Below are 18,216 nucleotides of genomic sequence, written 5' to 3' on the forward strand. Positions count from 1 at the left end.
GCTCCCGCGGGGGCCCGGCGGCGGCCGGCCCCCGTCGAGTCGGCGGGGTCGGCGGCCGCCGGGAGTTCCTGCGCCCGGGCCTTGCCCCGAATTTCAAGGAGATTTTCGGGCCGACTGTGGCCCGATCCGCCTCACTTTCGTGCTGGCGCGGAAATCTCCTTGAAATTGCGGCGGCGCAGGCAGGCGGCGGCTAGCTCGGAAGCAGCGCCAGCGCCTCGACGATCGTCGGGACCTCGGTGCGGGTCGTGTAGTCGACGTGGACGTCGGCGAAGACGACAGTGCCGTCGCCCGCGACTACGAGCACCGTCGGGAACGGGATGTCGCCCGTCGCGTCGGCATTGCTGTCGGCGACGTCGAAGCCCAGGTCGGTGTGGGCGGCGCGGGCGTCGGACGTCGGCTCGGTCAGGATGCCGAGGGAGCGGACCAGCGTGTTGCCCGGGTCGGAGAGCACGGTGAACTCGAGCGATCCGTTCGTGATGGCGAGCTCGGAGGCCTCCGGGGTCTGGGGGCTGATCGCCAGGAGCTCGATGCCGCGCTCGCGCAGCTGGGGGAGGAGCGCCTCCTGGTAGTGCTTGAGCGTGAGGTTGCAGTAGGGGCACCACGAGCCCCGGTAGAAGACGACGACCGTGCCGTCGGCGCCAAGGGCGTCGGCCAGCCGCACGGGTTCGCCGGTGGTGCTGACGAGCTCGGCGTCCGGCAGCGCGTCGCCCGCCTCGACCGCCCCGTCGGGCGTGCCCGACGCGGTCAACGCCGCCTGCTCGTCGTCGAAGACCGCCGTGAGGCGCGGGCCGATCTGGGCGGTGAAGCCCTCGTTGAAGGTGGCTACCTGATCGGCGATGGTCGTGGTCTCGGCGGGTCGGGTGTCGCTGGGCATGGTGCTCCTCGGGTGGGGTCGGGATGGTTGGCTCAGGGTATGCGTCCGGGCGTCGCCGGGGCTGGGCTGCGTAACACGCGGTCACAGCCCGGCCTGGTGCCGGGGCCAATGACGGGGATTCTCGCGACCCGGCCCGTTTCGCCGCCTCATTTCTCGCCGCTGCGGCAGATCTCCGTCGTTGTCGACGGCGGCCCGCGCCGGCGGGGTCAGCTCTGGCAGCGCGGGCACCAGTAGGTGTCGCGCAGCTCCAGCTCGGACTCGCCCAGCATGCCGCGCTCGATCTTCGTGCCGCAGCGCAGGCAGGGCCGCCCGGCACGGCCGTACACCCAGTCGGTGTCGCCGCGGAGGCGCCCGGTCGTGGTGCGGTCGACCCGGTCTTTGTTGGCGTCGATGAGGCGGTGCGCCAGCTCGATGACCTTCGCGCGCTGAGGCACCTCGCCGACGGGCCGCGTGGGGAGGACGCCGCGCAGGAAGCAGAGCTCGTTGCGGTAGACGTTGCCGACTCCGGCGAGCACGCGCTGGTCGAGCAGCGCGAGGCCGATCGGCCGCTCGGGGTCGCGCTCGAGGTTGGCGAGAGCGACGTCGGGGTTCCAGTCCGGGCCGAGCAGGTCGGGGCCGAGGTGGCCCACGACCGAGTCGTCGTCGTCGCGCGGGACCAGCTCGACGATTCCGAGGTCGAAGCCGACGGCGACCCAGTCGGCCGTCTCGAGCACGACGCGCGCCTGGTAGGCGGGCCGCTTCCATTTCGTGCCGTGGCGGTAGAGGTGCCACGACCCCTCCATCTTGAGATGCGTGTGCAGCGTCACGTCGCCGAGGTGATGGAGCAGGTGCTTGCCGCGGCTGACGACATCGTCGATGACGGTGCCCGCCAGATCGACGGTGGCGAACTCGGGCACGCGGAAGTCGCTCTTCGTCAGCACCGCGCCGTGGAGCACCGCGTCGAGGTTCTTGGCGGCGCGGTAGACGGTATCGCCCTCAGGCATGGGCCGGCCTCACCCGCGCAGCCGCAGGCCGCTGGGCGTCGTCGCGAAGCCGGCCTCGCGGAGCGCCTCGCCAAGGGTCGTGCTCAGCACGAACTCGCCGTCGACGCGCTCGACCGAGAGGCGGCCGAGCCGCGTGCGCACCACGGTGGCGAGGGAGGTCGCGGCTGCGACGAGGTCGTCCGGGCCGGGGGCGCCGAACGTCAGCAGCGTCTTGCCGCCCCGTTCGACGTAGACGACCAGTCGGCCGTCGACGAGCACGACGAGCGAGCCCGCCTTGCGCCCGGGGCGGTGTCCGCGTGGCGCGGCAGAGCCGTCGGCGGGCTCGGGCAGTGCCGGCCACGGCAGGGCGGCGCCGTAGGGATTGGCAGGGTCGGTCGCCGCCAGGGTGACGACGGGCGCGGGCGAGGTGTCTCCGTCGTCGCGCAGGAACGAGCGGAGCCGGTCGACGGTCGGCCCCGTGGCGAACTGGGCGGCGCCGAGCCCTTCCACGAAGTAGCCGCGGCGGGCGCGTCCGGTCTCTTCGAAGCCCGAGAGCACCTTGTAGACGGTCGAGAAGCCGCCGCGGACGCCCTCGTTGGCGACGGCGCCGCGCGTCACGATGCCGTGCCGCTCGAGCAGCATCTCGGCCTGCGCGGCGGCGCGGATCGTCGAGTCGCCTTCGGCGAGCGGCAGCAGCGACCAGCGGCCGCCGACGGTCGGCGGACCGGCCTGGCGCACGCGGTCGGCGCGGGGGACGCGGCCGCGGTACGACGAGCGCATGCGCGTCGGAGCCCGGGGGCGAGGCGGCTTGCCTCCGACCTGGGTGCGCAACGGGGCGAAGGTGTCGTTGGTGATCTGGCCCTGCCAGACGAGGTCCCAGATCGCGGTGGCCAGCGACTCGTCGTCTTTCGAGCCGACCGCGTCGGAGAGCTGCCGGAAGAAGTACGCGCCGCCGCCGGCGAGGGCGGCCAGCACCTCGCGCTGCAGCTCGGTCGTCTCGTCGCCCGATGGCTCGGAGAGCGTGACGCCGGCTCCGTCGGCCAGATGCAGGCTCACCCAGCCGTCATTGCCCTGCAGGGTGCCCGAGCCCGACCAGATGACCTCGCCGGTCGCGGTCAGCTCGTCGAGCATGGCGGGGGAGTAGTCGGTGACGCGGGCGGGGAGGATCAGGGTCTCCCACGCACTGGCGGGCAGGGCCACGCCGCTGAGCTGGTCGATCACCTGCACGACGCCGTCGATGCCCCGCAGGCCCGAGCCCTTGGCGCCGGTCGCGACGTGCTGCCACGCGGGCAGGAACCGGCCGAGCGTCTCGTGCGAGACCGGCTCGACCTCGTGGCGGAGTGCCGCCAGCGAGCGGCTGCGCAGTCGTCGCAGGACCTCGGCGTCGCACCACTCCGACCCCTGGCGATCGGGCCGGAACTCGCCCTCCACCACGCGGCGATCGGTAGCGAGGCGCCGCAGCGTGTCGTGCACCACCGCCGTGCCCAGGCCGAGGCGCTGGGCGACCTCGGCGGGGGCGAACGGACCGTGCGTGCGGGCGTAGCGGCCGACGAGGTCGCCGAGCGGATCGTCGACGGGCTCGATGAACGCCGACGGGACGCCGATGGGCAGGTTCACTCCGAGCGCATCGCGGAGGCGGGAGGCGTCTTCGATGCCGGCCCAGCGCTCCGTGCCGGAATGGGTGAAGCGAAGGACGCGCGCCGCCCGGACCAGCTCGTCGAGGGCACCCTCGAGCTGGGTGGCGGCGTCGTCGGTGTCGGCCAGCCAGCTGCGCTCGACGATCTCGGACGTCGTCAGCGGGCCCAGGAGGCGGAGCAGGTCGACGACTCCCTCGATGTCGCGGGCGCGCCGCTCGGGCGTGAGCTTCTGCAGCTCGCGCTCGTGCAGGTCGATGACGTCGGCGTCGAGGAGCTCGCGCAGCTCGGCACGGCCGAGCAGCTCGGCGAGCAGCGACGAGTCGAGCGACAGCGCGGCGGCCCGGCGCTCGGCGAGGGGGGAGTCGCCCTCGTAGAGGAAGGCCGCGACGTAGCCGAACAGGAGCGACCGCGCGAACGGCGAGGGCTGGGCCGTCTCGGTCTCGACGACTCGCACCTCGCGGCGGGCGAGAGCGTCGGTCAGCTCCATCAGGGCCGGCAGGTCGTAGACGTCTTGAAGCACCTCGCGGACCGCCTCGAGCACGATCGGGAACTGCGGGTACTTGCGGGCGACGTCGAGCAGCTGGGACGCTCGCTGTCGCTGCTGCCAGAGCGGCGACCGCTTGCCGGGGTTGTAGCGGGGCAGGAGCAGGGCCCGCGCCGCGCACTCGCGGAAGCGCGACGAGAACAGCGCCGAGCCGCCGACCTCCTCGGTCACGATGGCGTCGAGCTCGTCGCGCTCGAACGTGAACAGGTCGGCGCCGGGCGGCTCGGCGTCGGTGTCGGGGATGCGGACGACGATGCCGTCGTCGGCGGCCATCGCCGAGCCGTCGATGCCGAGCCGGTCGCGGATGCGCCCGGAGACGGCCAGCGCCCAGGGAGCGTGCACGCGCATGCCGTAGGGCGAGTGGAGGATCAGGCGCCAGTCGCCGAGCTCGTCGCGGAACCGCTCGACGACGAGCGTCTGGTCGGTCGGCACGTGGCCGGCGACCTCCCGCTGCTCGGCGATGAAGGCGAGGAGGTTGCGCGCGGCCCGCTCGTCGAGGCCGCCCGCGGCCACTCGGGCGACGGCCTCGGCCTCGCTCGACGTGGCGAGCTCGCGCGTGTAGGCGCCGATGGCGCGGCCGAGCTCGGCGGGGCGGCCGATGCCGTCGCCCTTCCAGAACGGCACGCGTCCGGGCTGCCCGTAGGCGGGCGAGACCAGCACGCGGTCGTGGGTGATGTCTTCGATGCGCCAGCTCGTCGCGCCGAGGGCGAAGACGTCGCCGACGCGGGACTCGTAGACCATCTCCTCGTCGAGCTCGCCGACGCGAGCCGCCTTCTCGCCGACCATGAACACGCCGAAGAGGCCGCGGTCGGGGATGGTGCCGCCGCTCGTGACGGCCAGGCGCTGGGCGCCGGGACGGCCGGCGAGGGTGCCGTGCACGCGGTCCCACACGATTCGCGGCCGCAGCTCGGCGAACTCGTCAGACGGGTACTTGCCGCTCAGCAGGTCGAGCGTGGCGTCGTAGGCGCTCCGCGGCAGGGTCGCGAACGGGGCGCTGCGGCGCACCAGGTCGTACCACTCGTCGACATTGATCTCATCGAGCGCGACGGCCGCGACGGTCTGCTGCGCGAGCACGTCGAGCGGGTTGGCCGGCACCTGCAGCTGCTCGATCAGGCCGGCGACCATGCGCTCGGCTGCGACCGCCGAATGGATCAGGTCGGCCCGGTGCTTCGGGAAGAGCACGCCCCGCGACACCTCGCCGACCTGGTGGCCCGCGCGGCCGACCCGCTGCAGGCCGCTGGCGACCGACGGCGGCGACTCGACCTGCACGACGAGGTCGACCGCGCCCATGTCGATGCCGAGCTCGAGCGAGCTCGTCGCGACGACGCAGCGCAGGCGGCCGCTCTTCAGGTCGTCTTCGATGATCGCGCGCTGGTCTTTGCTCACGGAGCCGTGGTGGGCGCGGGCCAGCAGAGGCTGGGAGCCCTGGGTCTGGCCCGAGCCGCCCATGAGCTGAGCGGGCACCGCCTGAGCGGGCACCGCCTGAGCGGGCACCGCCTGCGCCGGCGGCGAGCCGATCGCGCCGGTGGCTGAGCCGTCGGCCGCGGCGCCGACCAGCGCCTCCTCCGCCGGGACGAACTGCCGCTCCAGGTAGATGTCGTTGAGCCGAGCGGTCAGCCGCTCGGCCAGGCGCCGCGAGTTGGCGAACACGATGGTCGACCGGTGCTCGAGGATCAGGTCGACGATCCCCTCTTCGACGTGCGGCCAGATCGACCCCTGCGGGGCCGCGCCGGCGGCCGAGCCCTCGAGGGGAGCCGCAGTGCCGAGCTCGGTCATGTCGTCGACCGGCACCACGACCCGCAGGTCGAACTTCTTCTCGGACGCGGGCGCCACGATCGTCACCGGCGCCGTGCCGCCGAGGAACCGCGCGACCTCCTCCGGCGGGCGGACGGTCGCCGACAGCCCGATGCGCTGGGCGGGCTTCTCGAGCAGGTCGTCGAGGCGCTCGAGCGACAGCGCGAGGTGGGCGCCGCGCTTCGACGCGGCGACGGCGTGGACCTCGTCGATGATGACGGTCTCGATGCCGCGCAGGTTCTCTCGCGCGGCGGACGTCAGCATCAGGTAGAGCGACTCGGGCGTCGTGATCAGGATGTCGGGCGGCGTGCGGTGCAGCAGCCGACGGTCGGACGACGAGGTGTCGCCCGATCGCACGCCGACGCTGATGTCGGGCGGGGTGGAGCCCAGCCGCCGGGCCGTCTGGGTGATTCCGACGAGCGGCGACCGGAGGTTGCGCTCGACGTCGACGCCCAGCGCCTTGAGCGGCGAGATGTAGAGCACACGAGTGCGGTGCTCCTTGGCCTCGGGAGGAGGCGACGACGCCAGCCGGTCGATCGACCAGAGGAAGGAGGCCAGCGTCTTGCCCGAGCCCGTCGGCGCGATCACGAGTGCGTTGCGGCCGCCCGAGATGGCCTCCCACGCCCCCTCCTGCGCGTGCGTGGGCCGCGCGAAGGCGCCGCGGAACCACTCTGCGGTCGCAGGGGAGAAACGGTCGAGAACGTCGGTCATCGTCAGGCCATCCTGCCCGCAGCCACTGACATTCGACCGGGACGGCATTCGACCGGGCCGATCGCCGCCGCGGTCCTCCGGATAGCGTGGAGCCATGCCCACTCTGCTGCACCTCGACTCCTCCGCCGACCTCGACGGCTCCCGCTCGCGCGCCGTCACGAAGACCTTCGCCGACGCCTGGGCCGCCCAGGGCGACGACCACGTCGTCGTCTACCGCGACCTCCATGTCGACGCGCTCCCGCACCTGAGCGACGCGTCGCTGCACTTCCCGCCCCTCCTGCGCCCGGCCGGTGCCGCGCCGAGCCCCGAGCAGGAGGCGCTGCAGGCCGAGATCATCGCTCAGCTCCTCGCCGCCGACGTGCTGCTGATCGGCGTGCCGCTCTACAACTACTCGATGCCGTCGACGCTCAAGGCCTGGATCGACTACATCCACGTGCCGTCCGTCACGGCCCCGTTCGGCGCGGACACGACGCAGCCCATGGCGGGCCGCCCGGCCGTCCTGGTGTCCACCCGCGGTGGTGTCTACGACGCAGGAACTCCGACAGCCTTCGACGACCACGCGCTTCCGGCGCTCCAGCTCATCCTCGGCACCGCCCTCGGCATGCGCGTCGAGACCATCGTCGCGACGCGGACCCTGACGGAGCGGTTCGGGGGGCCCGCCGACGAGGTGGCGAAGCAGCACGCGGAGCTCGACGGCGCTCACGAGGCAGCGGCGGCGGCGGCGGCCCGCCTGGCGTAGGCCGAGTTCCTGCGCCTGCGAGAGTCGGCGGCGGCCTCTAGGGTGAAGGCATGGAACAACGACGTCTCGGACGCACCTCTCGCGAAGTCTCGGTCATCGGCCTCGGCACCTGGCAGCTCGGCGGCGACTGGGGCGACGTGCCCGAGCGCGACGCCTTCGCCGTGCTCGACGCCTCGGTGCAGGGCGGCGTCACGTTCTTCGACACCGCCGACGTCTACGGCGACGGGCGCAGCGAGCAGCTGATCGGCAAGTGGCGGCGCAGCAACGCGGACGCCTCGCTCACGATCGCGACGAAGATGGGCCGCCGCGAGCCGCAGGAGCTCAAGAACTACACCCGCGCGAACTTCATCGAGTGGATCGACCGGTCGCGCCGCAACCTGCAGATGGACACTCTCGACCTCGTGCAGCTGCACTGCCCGCCGACCTCGGTGTTCCGCAGCGGCGACGTGTACGACGCCCTCGACGAGATGGTCGAGCGGCAGATGATCGCGGCGTACGGCGTGAGCGTCGAGGAGGCCGGGCAGGCGCTGACCGCGATGGAGCGGCCGAATCTCGCGACGGTCCAGATCATCCTCAACGCGTTCCGCATGAAGCCTCTCGACGAGGTGCTCCCCGCGGCGGTGGAGTCGGGCGTCGGCATCATCGCCCGCGTGCCGCTGGCGAGCGGTCTGCTGAGCGGCAAGTACACGGCCGAGACGCAGTTCGCCCCGAACGACCACCGCTCGTTCAACCGCCACGGCGAGGCCTTCGACCAGGGCGAGACGTTCTCGGGCGTCGACTTCGAGACCGGCGTCGAGGCGGCCGTCGCCTTCTCGGAGTACACCCCCGAGGGAGTCTCGACCGCGCAGGCGGCGCTCAAGTGGATCGTCGAGCAGCCGGGCCTGACCACGGTGATCCCCGGCGCCCGCAACCCCGAGCAGGCCCGTGCCAACGCGGAGGCGGGCGACGTCCCGGCACTCGGCGAGGAGTTCCACGACCGCACCGAGCGCCTCTACGACCGGTACTTCCGCCCGGTCGTCCATTCGCGCTGGTGAGGATTGCGATTATCGCAATATTCTGACATCTTAGGTATATGACAGATGAAGTCGCTCCTCGCGTAAAGCAGATTCAGGCCCGGCTCGGCGTATCGCAGGCCGAACTCGCGACGGCGATCGGGATGAACGGTTCGAAGCTCTCGAAGTCGCTTCATGGTTCACGGCGCTTCACGTCTCTCGAACTCGCCCGCATTGCCGATATCGGCGGCACGACTGTGGATTGGCTCCTCACGGGAGCTCCTTCACGATCGCTCGAGTTCGCCGCTCGAGCACTGAGAGCCACATCCGAATCGAGCGCGCGAGGGCAGGAGATCCTGGCCGACCTGGGCCAGTGGCACGACGCTGCGCATGAGCTCGGGCTCATCGCGCCTGCTCCGGCTCTTCCCGTCGGCGGATCCGAGAGGGGGTACGTCGCGCAAGCGAACGCCCTCGCCGCGCAGGCCGTCTCCCGGCTCTCCACACCGCTCGGCGCCACTGACAACGTGTCGCTCATCGGTGCGATCGAAGAGGCGTTCGGCGTCTGCGTGGTCATCGACACTCTCCCCGACGGCTACGACGGTCTCAGCTACCAGGACGACGACTTCCGAGCCATCGTGCTGGCGAAGACCCCACGGGCTGTTCGCCAGCGATACACCCTCGCTCACGAAGTGGGGCATCTTCTCTGGGGTGACGCCAGCGAGGAGATCATCGCAGAGCATCTTCTGCCTCCGCGAGATAGGCGAGACCCCCATCAGGAGAAGCGCGCGAACGTCTTCGCCGCATCGTTCCTGATGCCTGAACGTGAGATTCGAGAGGCTCTGTCCGAACGCACCGGCGTCGAAGCGTTCCCCGATCTCGTCTGGCAGTTCGGTGTCTCCCCCGACTCCATGGCTTGGCGACTGTTCAATCTGCTGATCATCGACGACGCCGAACGCGAGGGCTTGAGCGGCCTGTCATCTCACTCGGTAGCGCGGCAACTGCGCGTATCGACTGAACACGCATCCCGGTGCAGCCTCTCCGACACGTTCCGGCCGGCGCAGCCGCTGGTCGACGCCTTCGTCACTGCTTACGAGCAGGGTGTCGCTACTGCGCGTCCTCTTGCCGCGCTTCTCAAGCGACCCATCGAGGAGGTCGAGGCGTTCTTCGACAGCGATGGTGCAGAGGGCATCTGGGCCGACCCCGAGAACCAGGGCTAGCTCGGGCACATGGCAGTCACGTTCTTTCCCGACACAACAGTCGTTTGCAACTTCGCGGCCGTAGACCGGCTGGACCTGTTCGTCGACTACCTCAACGGTCGCGGCCGCATCGTCGAAGCTGTCGCCTATGAGATCTCTCGGTCGGCGACGATTCTCCGAGCGCTTGCTGCCCTCGATGTCGACTCGGTATTCGGTGCACCGATCGAACTCGACAACGACCCCGCACGCCACGCGATCGAGGTCAGCCGCACGGCCGTCTTCGGCGGCATGCCGTCGCGGCCGCTCGAACATCTGGGGGAGAGTCAGACCCTCTATGTGCTGGGTGCCAGGCCCGAGTTCTCGGACTCGATCTGGATCACCGATGACAAGCAGGCGAACCGCCTCGGCCAGCGGCGCGGGTTCATCACGCGCGACACCGTCCACATGCTCGAAGAACTCGTCGCGAATCGCGAAATCAGCTGCAGCGTCGCCTTCGACCTGACGGAGGAGATGTGGCGACAGGGGCGATCGCTTCTCTCCCGGCCCCTCGCGCCGAGTTTCTTCGGATGACCGAGTCCGATCTTCAGTAGCCTCGATAGATGCTCTCCGTTCAAGCTCCCGGCTCCCGCTGGTGAGCGCGGGCGGCGTCGGCGGGTACCGCGAGCTGCTCGGTCCGGCCGATCGGCGCGCGCTCTTTGCGGTCGGAGTCCTTGCCCGCGTCCCGCTGGCGATCGTCGGCTACAGCGTGCTGTTCTTCGTCCAGGCGACGACCGGGTCGTTCGCGACAGCCGGATTCGCCTCGGGCCTGGCCATCGCGTCGATGGCCGCGGTGAGCCCCGTCTTCGGCCGCATCGCCGACCGCGCCGGCCAGCGCGGCGCGCTCCTCGCGGCGGCGATCGCCCACCCGCTCGCCGTCGCGCTGATGATCGCGGTCGGCTCGCTCGGCGCGCCCCTGCCCGTCGTGGCCGCGGCATCCGTGCTGGTGGGCGCCTCGATCGCGCCGGTCGGGTCGTACATGCGGGCCCGCTGGTCGCAGCGGCTCGGCGACACCCCGATCCTGCAGGTCGCGTTCTCGCTGGAGGCGATCGCCGATGAGCTCGTCTGGGTGTTCGGGCCGGCGCTCGCCGCTCTCGTCGCCGGGACCATCAGCCCCGCCGCCGGCCTCGTGATCTCGGCGGTGATCGGCACGGCCGGGGCGCTCCTGCTGCTGCGCGGGGCACCGACGCGCCCGATCCCGGTGGCCGGCAGCGGGCCGCGGGCGGCGTTCCGGCCCTGGCGGTCGCGGCGGCTCATGGGCCTGCTGATCGCCAACGCCGTCGTCGGCCTCATGTTCGGCATCAACGACGTCAGCGTCGTGGCCTGGACCGCCAGCATCGGGGTTCCGCAGATCGCCGGTCTCGTGCTCACGGCCTACTCGATCGGCAGCGTGTCGGGCGGGTTCCTGATGGGGCTCGTGCCCGGTCGGCTTCCCGCCTACCGGCTCCTGGTCGCGTCGACGCTGCTGTTCGCGATCTTCTGGTTCGCGCTGTCGCAGGCGCCCAACCCGTTCTGGCTCTTTCCGATCGGGGTGTTCGCGGGCATGACGATCACCCCGTTCACGATCTCGACCAACCGCGTCGTGCACGAGGCCGTGCGCCCCGAGGTGTTCACGGAGGCCCTGGCCTGGGTGTCCGCGTTCGTCGTGGGCGCGATGGCGCTGGGCTCGTCTCTCGGCGGGGTCGTCGGCGAGCGGGTCGCGCCCGACGCCGGGTTCACGCTCGTCGGGGTGCTGGCCGTGATCCCGTTCCTGGTCGTGCTGGTGGCGGGGGTGCGGCGGCGCCGGGCCTCCCCCGTCGAGAGCGGCGCGCCTGGGCTCTGAGGCCGGTCCGGGGCCCGACTCGGCCGCTCTCGGCGAGAGCCACGGGCGGCAGGGGGACAAAGCTGTGCCGCCATCCCGCGCCGTCCGCGTAGACCGGGCGGCATGGCAGACACGATCCACACCCCGCAGAACCCGCTCACCCAGTACCCCGGCCCGCCGTTCGAGAAGCAGCAGCAGACCGGCCCCGGCGACATCCACGACATGAAGCCCCGGCCCGACCACGGCGAGGAGAGCTACGTCAGCGGCAAGCGCCTTGCGGGCCGCAAGGCACTCGTCACGGGTGCCGACTCCGGCATCGGCCGCGCCGTCGCCATCGCCTACGCGCGCGAGGGCGCCGATGTGGCGCTCGCCTACCTGCCCGAAGAGCAGCAGCAGGCCGACGAGGTGGCCGCCCTCGTCGAGGCCGCCGGCCAGAAGGCCGTCCTGATTCCGGGCGACCTGCAAGACGAGTCGTACAACACGGCCATGATCGAGAAGACGGTGCAGGAACTCGGCGGCGTCGACATCCTGGCCCTCGTCGCGGGCGTCATGCCGACCGTCGACTCCATCGAGGACTTCGAGACCGAGACCCTCGACCACGTGCTCAAGGCCAACATCTACACGCTGTTCTGGACGACCAAGGCCGCCCTGCCGCACCTGAAGCCGGGCGCGTCGATCATCACGACATCGTCGATCCAGGGCTTCCAGCCGTCGCCGTCGCTCGCGGAGTACGCCGTCTCGAAGGCGGGCATCGCGAACTGGACCCGCGCGATGGCGGGCCAGCTCGCCGAGAAGGGGATCCGAGTCAACGGCGTGGCCCCCGGACCGGTGTGGACGCCGCTGCAGCCGGCGTTCGTCCCGAACGAGAAGATCGAGTCGTTCGGCGAGGAGGCCGTCTTCGGCCGTCCGGGTCAGCCGGCCGAGCTGGCACCGCCGTTCGTCTTCCTGGCCTCGCAGGAGTCGAGCTACATCAGCGGCGAGACGATCGCGGTGACCGGCGGGACGCCGATTCACTAGCGCTGACCGGCGGGTCGCCGATTCACTAGCGCTGACCGGCGGGACGCCGATCCACTAGTGCTACCGGGTGCGCTGGGCTCCCTCGGCGATGAACTCCGCGAGGGTCTCGCCGAGGAGCTCGCGCGCCCAGCGCTCCGCGGCGGCCGGGTCTCGGTCGACCAGTGCGCGGGCGAGCTCGTTGTGACGGTGGGCCGATGACGGCGTGTACTCGGTGATGGTGTGGCGGCGCTCCTCCGTCCGGGTCCGCAGCAGGGCCTCCACCGTCGATGCGAAGTGCGCGATGACGAGGTTGCCCGAGGCAGCGAGGATCGTCGTGTGGAAGGCGACGTCGGCCTCGAGGTACCGGCGGTCGTCGCCGGCGGCGCTGGCGTCGACCATGGCGGCGGCGCACTCCTGCACGCGGTGGGCCTCGGCCGGCGTCATGGCGGTGGCGGCGAGGCGGGCGGCGACGGGCTCGATCCCGAGGCGCATCTCGAGGAGCTCCCGCATCTGCACGAAGTAGTCGGCACCCCGGCCCCGCCACTCGACCACCTGGGGGCTCGAGACGTCCCAGTCGGCGCGGGGGAGCACCTGGGTGCCGACCCGCTGGCGCGGCTCGACCATGCCGAGCGACTGGAGCACGCGCAGAGCCTCGCGAAGCACGGAGCGCGACACGGCGAACTCGTCGCCGAGCTGGTCGACGTTGAGGATCGCGCCCGTGGGCAGCTCGCCGTCGACGATGCGCTGGCCGAGCGTGCCGACGACGCGGGAGTGCAGGCCGCGATCGCCGAGGGGGCTCTTCGCCATTTGACGCTCCTTCGCAGTGGTGGCAGAGTACATGAGTCTTATTAATCTGATTAATCAGACGAAATCACCGACCCAGTCTGGCGCACGACGGCCGCCGACGAGGTCACCCTGACAATGGGGTCGCGCAGGAGCGCCCCGGAAGAGGACGACGACGTGCACTTCTCCCCCCTCGCGCTGGCGAGCACCGAGCTGGTGAAGCCCTCGGGCTCCGACGCCCAGCTGATCATCGCGGCGCTCGCCGGCGTCGCCGCGATCATCGTCATGATCACGTGGCTCAAGGTCCACCCGTTCCTCGCCCTGGCCATCGCGTCCATCGGCGTGGGCATCGGCGCAGGGCTCGCCCCGGCAGACACGGTCGTGAGCTTCGGCAACGGCTTCGGCGCCACGATGACGAGCGTCGGAATCCTCGTCGGCTTCGGCGCGATGTTCGGCAAGATCCTCGTCGACTCGGGCGGGGCCGATCGCATCGTCGACACGCTCGTGAAGCGCTCGTCGCCGCGCACCCTGCCGTGGACCATGGCCCTGATCGGTGCGCTCATCGGCCTGCCGATGTTCTTCGAGGTCGGCGTCGTGCTGCTGATGCCGGTGATCGTGCTCGTCTCGCGCCGCGCCAAGATGCCGCTCATGCGGGTGGCGATCCCGGCGATCGCGGGCCTCAGCGTGATGCACGGCCTCGTGCCGCCGCACCCCGGCCCGCTGGTCGCGGTCACGACGCTGGGCGCGAACCTCGGCTTGACCATCGCGCTGGGCATCGCCGTCGCCATCCCGACGGTGATCATCGCCGGCCCGCTGTTCTCGGTGTTCGCCGCCCGCTGGGTGCCGATCTCGGCTCCGGCCCTGTTCGAGAGCGACGACGAGAAGGCCGAGGCGAGCGACCGGAAGCGCCCCTCGTTCGGCATCGCCGTCGCCGGGATCCTCCTGCCGGTCGTGCTCATGCTGCTCAAGGCGCTGTGGGATGCGTTCGACGAGAACGGCGGCGGGCCCGTCAAGGCGCTGTTCGAGTTTTTGGGAACCCCCATGATCGCGCTCGGCATCGCGGTGCTCTTCGGCATGGTGTTCTTCGCGCGCAGTGCCGGGATGAGCCGCGATCAGGTGCAGACCTCGCTCGGCTCGGGCCTGCCGGCGATCGCGGGGATCCTGCTCATCGTCGGCGCCGGCGGCGGCTTCAAGCAGGTGCTCATCGACACGGGAATCGGCACGCTCATCGCCCACGCCGTGACCGACAGCGGGATCTCGGTGATCCTGGTCGCCTGGTTCGTCGCGGCGCTGGTCCGGGTCGCCACCGGCTCGGCGACCGTCGCGATCGTGACGGCGGCGGGCATCCTCGCCCCGGTGACCGCCCACCTCGCCGGCCCCGAGGTCTCGCTCGTCGTGCTCGCTGTCGGCGCGGGCTCGCTGTTCCTGTCGCACGTGAACGACGCCGGGTTCTGGCTCATCAAGGAGTACCTCGGCACTACCGTGGGGCAGACATTCAAGACGTGGTCCGTGGTGGAGTGCATCATCTCCGTCGTGGGCCTCGGTGGCGCACTCCTCCTGGGACTGGTGATCTGACATGACCGTCGAACCGCACGTGAACGAGCCGATCCTGGTGGTCATGGGGGTGTCGGGCTCCGGCAAGTCGACTGTCGCCGGGATGCTCGCCGACGACCTCGGCTGGGACTTCGCCGAGGGCGACGCCATGCACCCCGAGTCGAACGTGGCGAAGATGGCGGCGGGCACGCCCCTCGACGACGACGACCGGTGGCCGTGGCTCGACCGCATCGCCGCGTGGATCCAGGAGCGCGCCACCGCAGGGCAGCCCGGGATCATCACCTGCTCCGCGCTCAAGAAGTCGTACCGCGACGTGCTCCGCGGCCCGAGCGTCGTCTTCGTGCACGTGCAGGGGTCGACGGCGCTGATCGGCGAGCGGATGTCGCAGCGCTCGGGGCACTTCATGCCGACGTCTCTCCTCGACTCGCAGCTGGCGGCCTTCGAGTCGCTGGAGGCCGACGAGCAGCACATCGTCGTCGACGCGAGCTCGTCGCCGGCCGCCGAGGTGGCCGAGGTCGAGGAGCGCCTGGGCCTCGTCGCCCGGAAGCTGTAGATCGGGCGCAGGAACCAGCCCGCGTCGGCGTTAGATGGGCCCATGACTGAAAACGGCGTCACGCAGCACTGGGTCGCGACCTCCTACGGTTCCCTCGACGGGCTCGAGAAGCAGGGCGCCGACGTACCGCCGCCCGGTCCCGGCGAGGTCACGGTCGACGTCGTGGCCGTCGGCATGAACCCCGCTGACGCGAAGGCCGTGCTGCTGGGCTCCGATGCGTCGAAGCTGCCCCTGGCGATCGGCTACGAGGTCGCCGGGCGCGTGACCGCCGTGGGCGACGACGTCGGCCTGGCGCCGGGCGACGAGGTCGTCGCGTTCCGCGTGTCGGGCGGGTACGCGACGTCGATCACCGTGCCGTCGACCGATGTCTTCCCCAAGCCGCCCGACCTCGGCTGGCCCGAGGCCGCCAACCTGCTGCTCGCGGGCGCCACGGCCGCCGAGATGCTGCACGTGGCCGGTGTCGAGAGCGGCCAGACGATCCTCGTGCACGGCGCCTCGGGAGCGGTCGGGGTCAGCGTCATCCAGCAGGCCCGCCTGCTCGGGGCCACCGTCATCGGGACGGCTTCCGAGCGCACCTTCGGCGTCGTCGAGGGCTTCGGCGCCACCGGCGTGGTCTACGGCGACGGACTCGAGGAGCGCGTCCGCAGCCTCACGCCTCACGGGATCGACGCCGCCCTCGACTGCGTCGGCACCGACGAGGCCGTCGACGTCTCGCTCGCCCTCGTCGCCGACCGCAGCCGGATCGTCAGCATCGCCGCGTTCGGCAGGGCCGAGCGCGACGGCTACCGGGTCGTGGGCGGTGCGATGCCCGAGAGCGCGGCGTTCCGCGACAGCGTGCGGGCCCACCTGCTGGAGCTCGCCGGAGCAGGCCAGCTCGTCGTGCCGATCGCGACGACGTTCGCGTTCGACGATGCGAAGGCCGCGCTCGAGCTCGTGGGGTCGGGGCACGCCGGGGGCAAGGTCGCGCTGCTGGTCTGAGTCGGGTGGGGCGTCGCAGTTCCTGCGCAGTCGACCCCGCGAAGCGGCATTCGCGCACTGCCGCGGCCTGGGGGGAGTGGCGAGACGCCGTGTCTACATCGTGAAGTCGGCGGTGATCGATGCGTCGACCTGGACGTCCTCCGGCTTGAGCTCGAAGACGGCGCCGCCCGAGGTGTCGGACAACCCCAGAGGCACCATCGACTTCGAGTACCCGATGCCCGGGCCGACGCCGACGCCGGGCCGCAGCCCCTCTTCATAGACCCTCTCGAGCTGCGGGCTTCCGAGGCCCAGCCCGGCGGCGTAGTCGTGGGCCTTCGTGATGGCGTCCTGCACGCTGGCGACGCGAACCTCGCGCTGCACCCGAAGGCGCGTCGGCTCGGTGAGCTTCCAGTCGATGCCGTGGAACTCGATGCCGCTCCGCTCGGCCAGGTCGCTCACCCAGTCGACGAGGGCGTCGAAGTCGGTGAAGGTGACCCGCACCTGCGACTGGGCGCGGTACCGGAGGACGGTCGTGTCGCTGTCTTTCACCCACTCGTTGTAGGCGTCGACGGCCACTGAGTCGGCGTACCACCCGGTCGCGGCCTTCGACGCGTCGTGCGACTTCGCGTCGGCCACCACCGCGGCGTGCGCGGTCAGCGCCTGAGTGCGCACGGCCTTCCGGTCGGGTCCGGTGAACGAGACGGTGACGGTGATGGTCGCCCGCTCGGCGGGGTGCAGCGCGGAGGCGTGCCCGGATACGACGAATGTGGTCATGTCGTCATCATGCCGCGCGCCGGGCCTGCGCGACAGGGATCGCTCAGGCGGGGTGGACCCGGGCGAGGAACGCGTTGACGTCGTCGAGCTCCTCTTGGGCGATGCCGTGGGTGAGACCCGGGTAGACGGTGAGCTCGGCGCCCGGCGCGTGCGCGGTCAGCCAGGCCTCGGTGCGCTCCACCGCGGCCGGCGGGATCACGGCATCGGCGTCGCCGCGGCCGTAGAAGACCGCCGGCTCGGAGGCCGTGACGGCGTCGTCGACCTCGTCGGTGCCTCCGGGGACGACGAAGCCGGCGAGCACCACGGCGAAGTCGAAGAAGCCGGGGCGACGGCGCAGCAGCTGGAGCGAGAGAGAGCCGCCCTGCGAGAAGCCGAGCAGGCCGACGGTGGGGTGGGCGTCGCCGAGCGAGGCGACGAAGTCGAGCACCGCGTCGGCGGCCTCGTCGACGGGGGCGTACTCCGGAGCGCCCGGCTGCGACAGCGGGTACCACGAGAAGCCGCCGCCGTAGGAGAGAGGTGCTCGAAGGGACGCGTAGGCGAACTCCGTCGAGAGATGGGGCACCAGGCCGATGAGGTCGCCCTCGTGCGAGCCGACGCCGTGCAACAGGAGCACGAGCGGCTTGCCCGCCCTCTCGGCCTCGGGGAGGGACCACTGGACGGCAGACGGATCGATCGAGACCATGTCGCAAGCGTAGCGAGCGGCCGCGTCGAAACGTGTTCGTCATGAGACCAGGTAAGAATGGCCCATGGCTTCCGTTCAGACTCCCGACCCCAACTCCGGCTGGCTCTCCGAGGAGGAGCTGTTCCAGATCCGGCAGCGCCTCCCGATCCTGTACGTGGAGGCGGTGCCCGTCCGCACCGACGGCCAGGGCCTCGTGACGGAGGTCGGGGTGCTTCTGCGCGCCGACAGCGAGGGCACTATGACGCGCATGCTCGTCTCGGGTCGCGTGATGTACGGGGAGTCGCTGCGCACCGCGCTCTTCCGGCACCTCGAGAAGGACCTCGGGCCGATGGCCTTCCCGCAGCTCCCGCCGTCGCCGGTGCCGTTCTCGGTCGCCGAGTACTTCCCCTTCCCGGGCGCCTCGGTCTACACCGACGAGCGACAGCACGCGGTCTCGCTGGCCTACGTCGTGCCCGTCACCGGCACCTGCGAGCCGCGCCAGGACGCCCTCGAGATCACCTGGATGAGCCCGCTCGTCGCCGCCAGCCCGGAGGTCGCCAGCGAGATGGAGGGCGGCCGCGGTGCCCTGCTCCGCACGGCCCTCGCCTCGGTGGGCGCGCTGAGCTAGCTCCTGTCGCCTCGGGAAGCGGCC

The 18,216-nt window shown here is 71.3% G+C and carries 16 protein-coding genes; 10 read left to right on the forward strand and 6 right to left on the reverse strand.

From position 1 onward, the window contains the following. Nucleotides 1-190 precede the first annotated feature (190 nt). The 3 genes from AC07TY_RS12855 to AC07TY_RS12865 all read right to left on the reverse strand — a co-directional run bounded on the left by AC07TY_RS12855 (nucleotide 191) and on the right by AC07TY_RS12865 (nucleotide 6,522). Nucleotides 191-874: a peroxiredoxin-like family protein gene (locus AC07TY_RS12855; protein ID WP_494785599.1), complete on the reverse strand. Its 684-nt coding sequence runs from the start codon at nucleotides 872-874 to the stop codon at nucleotides 191-193. A gap of 206 nt (nucleotides 875-1,080) precedes the next feature. Further along, nucleotides 1,081-1,857: an Fpg/Nei family DNA glycosylase gene (locus AC07TY_RS12860; protein WP_123506827.1), complete on the reverse strand. Its 777-nt coding sequence runs from the start codon at nucleotides 1,855-1,857 to the stop codon at nucleotides 1,081-1,083. Between the two features lie 9 nt (nucleotides 1,858-1,866). Next, nucleotides 1,867-6,522, reverse strand: a complete 4,656-nt coding sequence (locus tag AC07TY_RS12865) for an ATP-dependent helicase (RefSeq protein ID WP_494785600.1) — start codon at nucleotides 6,520-6,522, stop codon at nucleotides 1,867-1,869. A gap of 94 nt (nucleotides 6,523-6,616) precedes the next feature. Here AC07TY_RS12865 and AC07TY_RS12870 point away from each other — a divergent pair, with 94 nt between their 5' ends. From AC07TY_RS12870 to AC07TY_RS12895, 6 genes are all read left to right on the forward strand, one after another. After that, complete coding sequence (locus AC07TY_RS12870; protein WP_494785601.1) at nucleotides 6,617-7,261, forward strand: FMN-dependent NADH-azoreductase; 645 nt, start codon at nucleotides 6,617-6,619, stop codon at nucleotides 7,259-7,261. A gap of 50 nt (nucleotides 7,262-7,311) precedes the next feature. Next, nucleotides 7,312-8,295, forward strand: coding sequence for an aldo/keto reductase (locus tag AC07TY_RS12875; protein WP_494785602.1), 984 nt, complete (start codon nucleotides 7,312-7,314; stop codon nucleotides 8,293-8,295). A 38-nt stretch (nucleotides 8,296-8,333) separates the two neighbouring features. Next, nucleotides 8,334-9,470: a helix-turn-helix domain-containing protein gene (locus AC07TY_RS12880; protein WP_123506831.1), complete on the forward strand. Its 1,137-nt coding sequence runs from the start codon at nucleotides 8,334-8,336 to the stop codon at nucleotides 9,468-9,470. Between the two features lie 9 nt (nucleotides 9,471-9,479). Beyond that, complete coding sequence (locus AC07TY_RS12885) at nucleotides 9,480-10,019, forward strand: hypothetical protein (protein ID WP_488625331.1); 540 nt, start codon at nucleotides 9,480-9,482, stop codon at nucleotides 10,017-10,019. Nucleotides 10,020-10,080: 61 nt separating this feature from the next. After that, on the forward strand, nucleotides 10,081-11,307 hold the full coding sequence (locus AC07TY_RS12890; protein WP_123506833.1) for an MFS transporter: 1,227 nt from the start codon (nucleotides 10,081-10,083) through the stop codon (nucleotides 11,305-11,307). Between the two features lie 102 nt (nucleotides 11,308-11,409). Continuing rightward, entirely contained in the window at nucleotides 11,410-12,303 is an 894-nt protein-coding gene (locus tag AC07TY_RS12895; protein ID WP_488625333.1) for an SDR family oxidoreductase, read from the forward strand. Nucleotides 12,304-12,363: 60 nt separating this feature from the next. Here the strand turns inward: AC07TY_RS12895 and AC07TY_RS12900 are convergent, their stop codons facing one another. Then, entirely contained in the window at nucleotides 12,364-13,089 is a 726-nt protein-coding gene (locus AC07TY_RS12900; protein ID WP_494785603.1) for a FadR/GntR family transcriptional regulator, read from the reverse strand. Between the two features lie 153 nt (nucleotides 13,090-13,242). On the opposite strand from AC07TY_RS12900, the gene AC07TY_RS12905 reads away from it, so the two are divergent. The 3 genes from AC07TY_RS12905 to AC07TY_RS12915 are packed head-to-tail and all read left to right on the forward strand — an operon-like array spanning nucleotide 13,243 to nucleotide 16,150. After that, complete coding sequence (locus AC07TY_RS12905; RefSeq protein ID WP_494785604.1) at nucleotides 13,243-14,640, forward strand: GntP family permease; 1,398 nt, start codon at nucleotides 13,243-13,245, stop codon at nucleotides 14,638-14,640. A 1-nt stretch (nucleotide 14,641) separates the two neighbouring features. Then, nucleotides 14,642-15,172 carry a gluconokinase gene (locus tag AC07TY_RS12910; protein ID WP_494785605.1) on the forward strand — a complete coding sequence of 177 codons (531 nt, stop codon included), beginning with the start codon at nucleotides 14,642-14,644 and terminating at the stop codon, nucleotides 15,170-15,172. A gap of 42 nt (nucleotides 15,173-15,214) precedes the next feature. Further along, nucleotides 15,215-16,150 carry an NADP-dependent oxidoreductase gene (locus AC07TY_RS12915; RefSeq protein ID WP_494785606.1) on the forward strand — a complete coding sequence of 312 codons (936 nt, stop codon included), beginning with the start codon at nucleotides 15,215-15,217 and terminating at the stop codon, nucleotides 16,148-16,150. A 93-nt stretch (nucleotides 16,151-16,243) separates the two neighbouring features. Here AC07TY_RS12915 and AC07TY_RS12920 read toward each other — a convergent pair whose 3' ends face one another. Continuing rightward, nucleotides 16,244-16,903 carry an SIMPL domain-containing protein gene (locus tag AC07TY_RS12920; RefSeq protein WP_494785607.1) on the reverse strand — a complete coding sequence of 220 codons (660 nt, stop codon included), beginning with the start codon at nucleotides 16,901-16,903 and terminating at the stop codon, nucleotides 16,244-16,246. Nucleotides 16,904-16,946: 43 nt separating this feature from the next. Continuing rightward, nucleotides 16,947-17,585 carry an alpha/beta hydrolase gene (locus AC07TY_RS12925; RefSeq protein ID WP_494785608.1) on the reverse strand — a complete coding sequence of 213 codons (639 nt, stop codon included), beginning with the start codon at nucleotides 17,583-17,585 and terminating at the stop codon, nucleotides 16,947-16,949. 64 nt (nucleotides 17,586-17,649) lie between these two features. On the opposite strand from AC07TY_RS12925, the gene AC07TY_RS12930 reads away from it, so the two are divergent. Then, nucleotides 17,650-18,192, forward strand: a complete 543-nt coding sequence (locus AC07TY_RS12930) for an NUDIX hydrolase family protein (RefSeq protein ID WP_123506841.1) — start codon at nucleotides 17,650-17,652, stop codon at nucleotides 18,190-18,192. The last annotated feature ends 24 nt before the right edge of the window (nucleotides 18,193-18,216 follow it).

The organism is Frondihabitans sp. GW821-FHT04F02, from assembly GCF_059420045.1.

Coding starts and splice junctions, on each gene's coding strand:
- AC07TY_RS12855 (WP_494785599.1), bottom strand. CDS start 874: ATGCCCAGCGACACCCGACCCGCCGAGACCACGACCATCGCCGATCAG.
- AC07TY_RS12860 (WP_123506827.1), bottom strand. CDS start 1,857: ATGCCTGAGGGCGATACCGTCTACCGCGCCGCCAAGAACCTCGACGCG.
- AC07TY_RS12865 (WP_494785600.1), bottom strand. CDS start 6,522: ATGACCGACGTTCTCGACCGTTTCTCCCCTGCGACCGCAGAGTGGTTC.
- AC07TY_RS12870 (WP_494785601.1), top strand. CDS start 6,617: ATGCCCACTCTGCTGCACCTCGACTCCTCCGCCGACCTCGACGGCTCC.
- AC07TY_RS12875 (WP_494785602.1), top strand. CDS start 7,312: ATGGAACAACGACGTCTCGGACGCACCTCTCGCGAAGTCTCGGTCATC.
- AC07TY_RS12880 (WP_123506831.1), top strand. CDS start 8,334: ATGACAGATGAAGTCGCTCCTCGCGTAAAGCAGATTCAGGCCCGGCTC.
- AC07TY_RS12885 (WP_488625331.1), top strand. CDS start 9,480: ATGGCAGTCACGTTCTTTCCCGACACAACAGTCGTTTGCAACTTCGCG.
- AC07TY_RS12895 (WP_488625333.1), top strand. CDS start 11,410: ATGGCAGACACGATCCACACCCCGCAGAACCCGCTCACCCAGTACCCC.
- AC07TY_RS12900 (WP_494785603.1), bottom strand. CDS start 13,089: ATGGCGAAGAGCCCCCTCGGCGATCGCGGCCTGCACTCCCGCGTCGTC.
- AC07TY_RS12910 (WP_494785605.1), top strand. CDS start 14,642: ATGACCGTCGAACCGCACGTGAACGAGCCGATCCTGGTGGTCATGGGG.
- AC07TY_RS12915 (WP_494785606.1), top strand. CDS start 15,215: ATGACTGAAAACGGCGTCACGCAGCACTGGGTCGCGACCTCCTACGGT.
- AC07TY_RS12920 (WP_494785607.1), bottom strand. CDS start 16,903: ATGACCACATTCGTCGTATCCGGGCACGCCTCCGCGCTGCACCCCGCC.
- AC07TY_RS12925 (WP_494785608.1), bottom strand. CDS start 17,585: ATGGTCTCGATCGATCCGTCTGCCGTCCAGTGGTCCCTCCCCGAGGCC.
- AC07TY_RS12930 (WP_123506841.1), top strand. CDS start 17,650: ATGGCTTCCGTTCAGACTCCCGACCCCAACTCCGGCTGGCTCTCCGAG.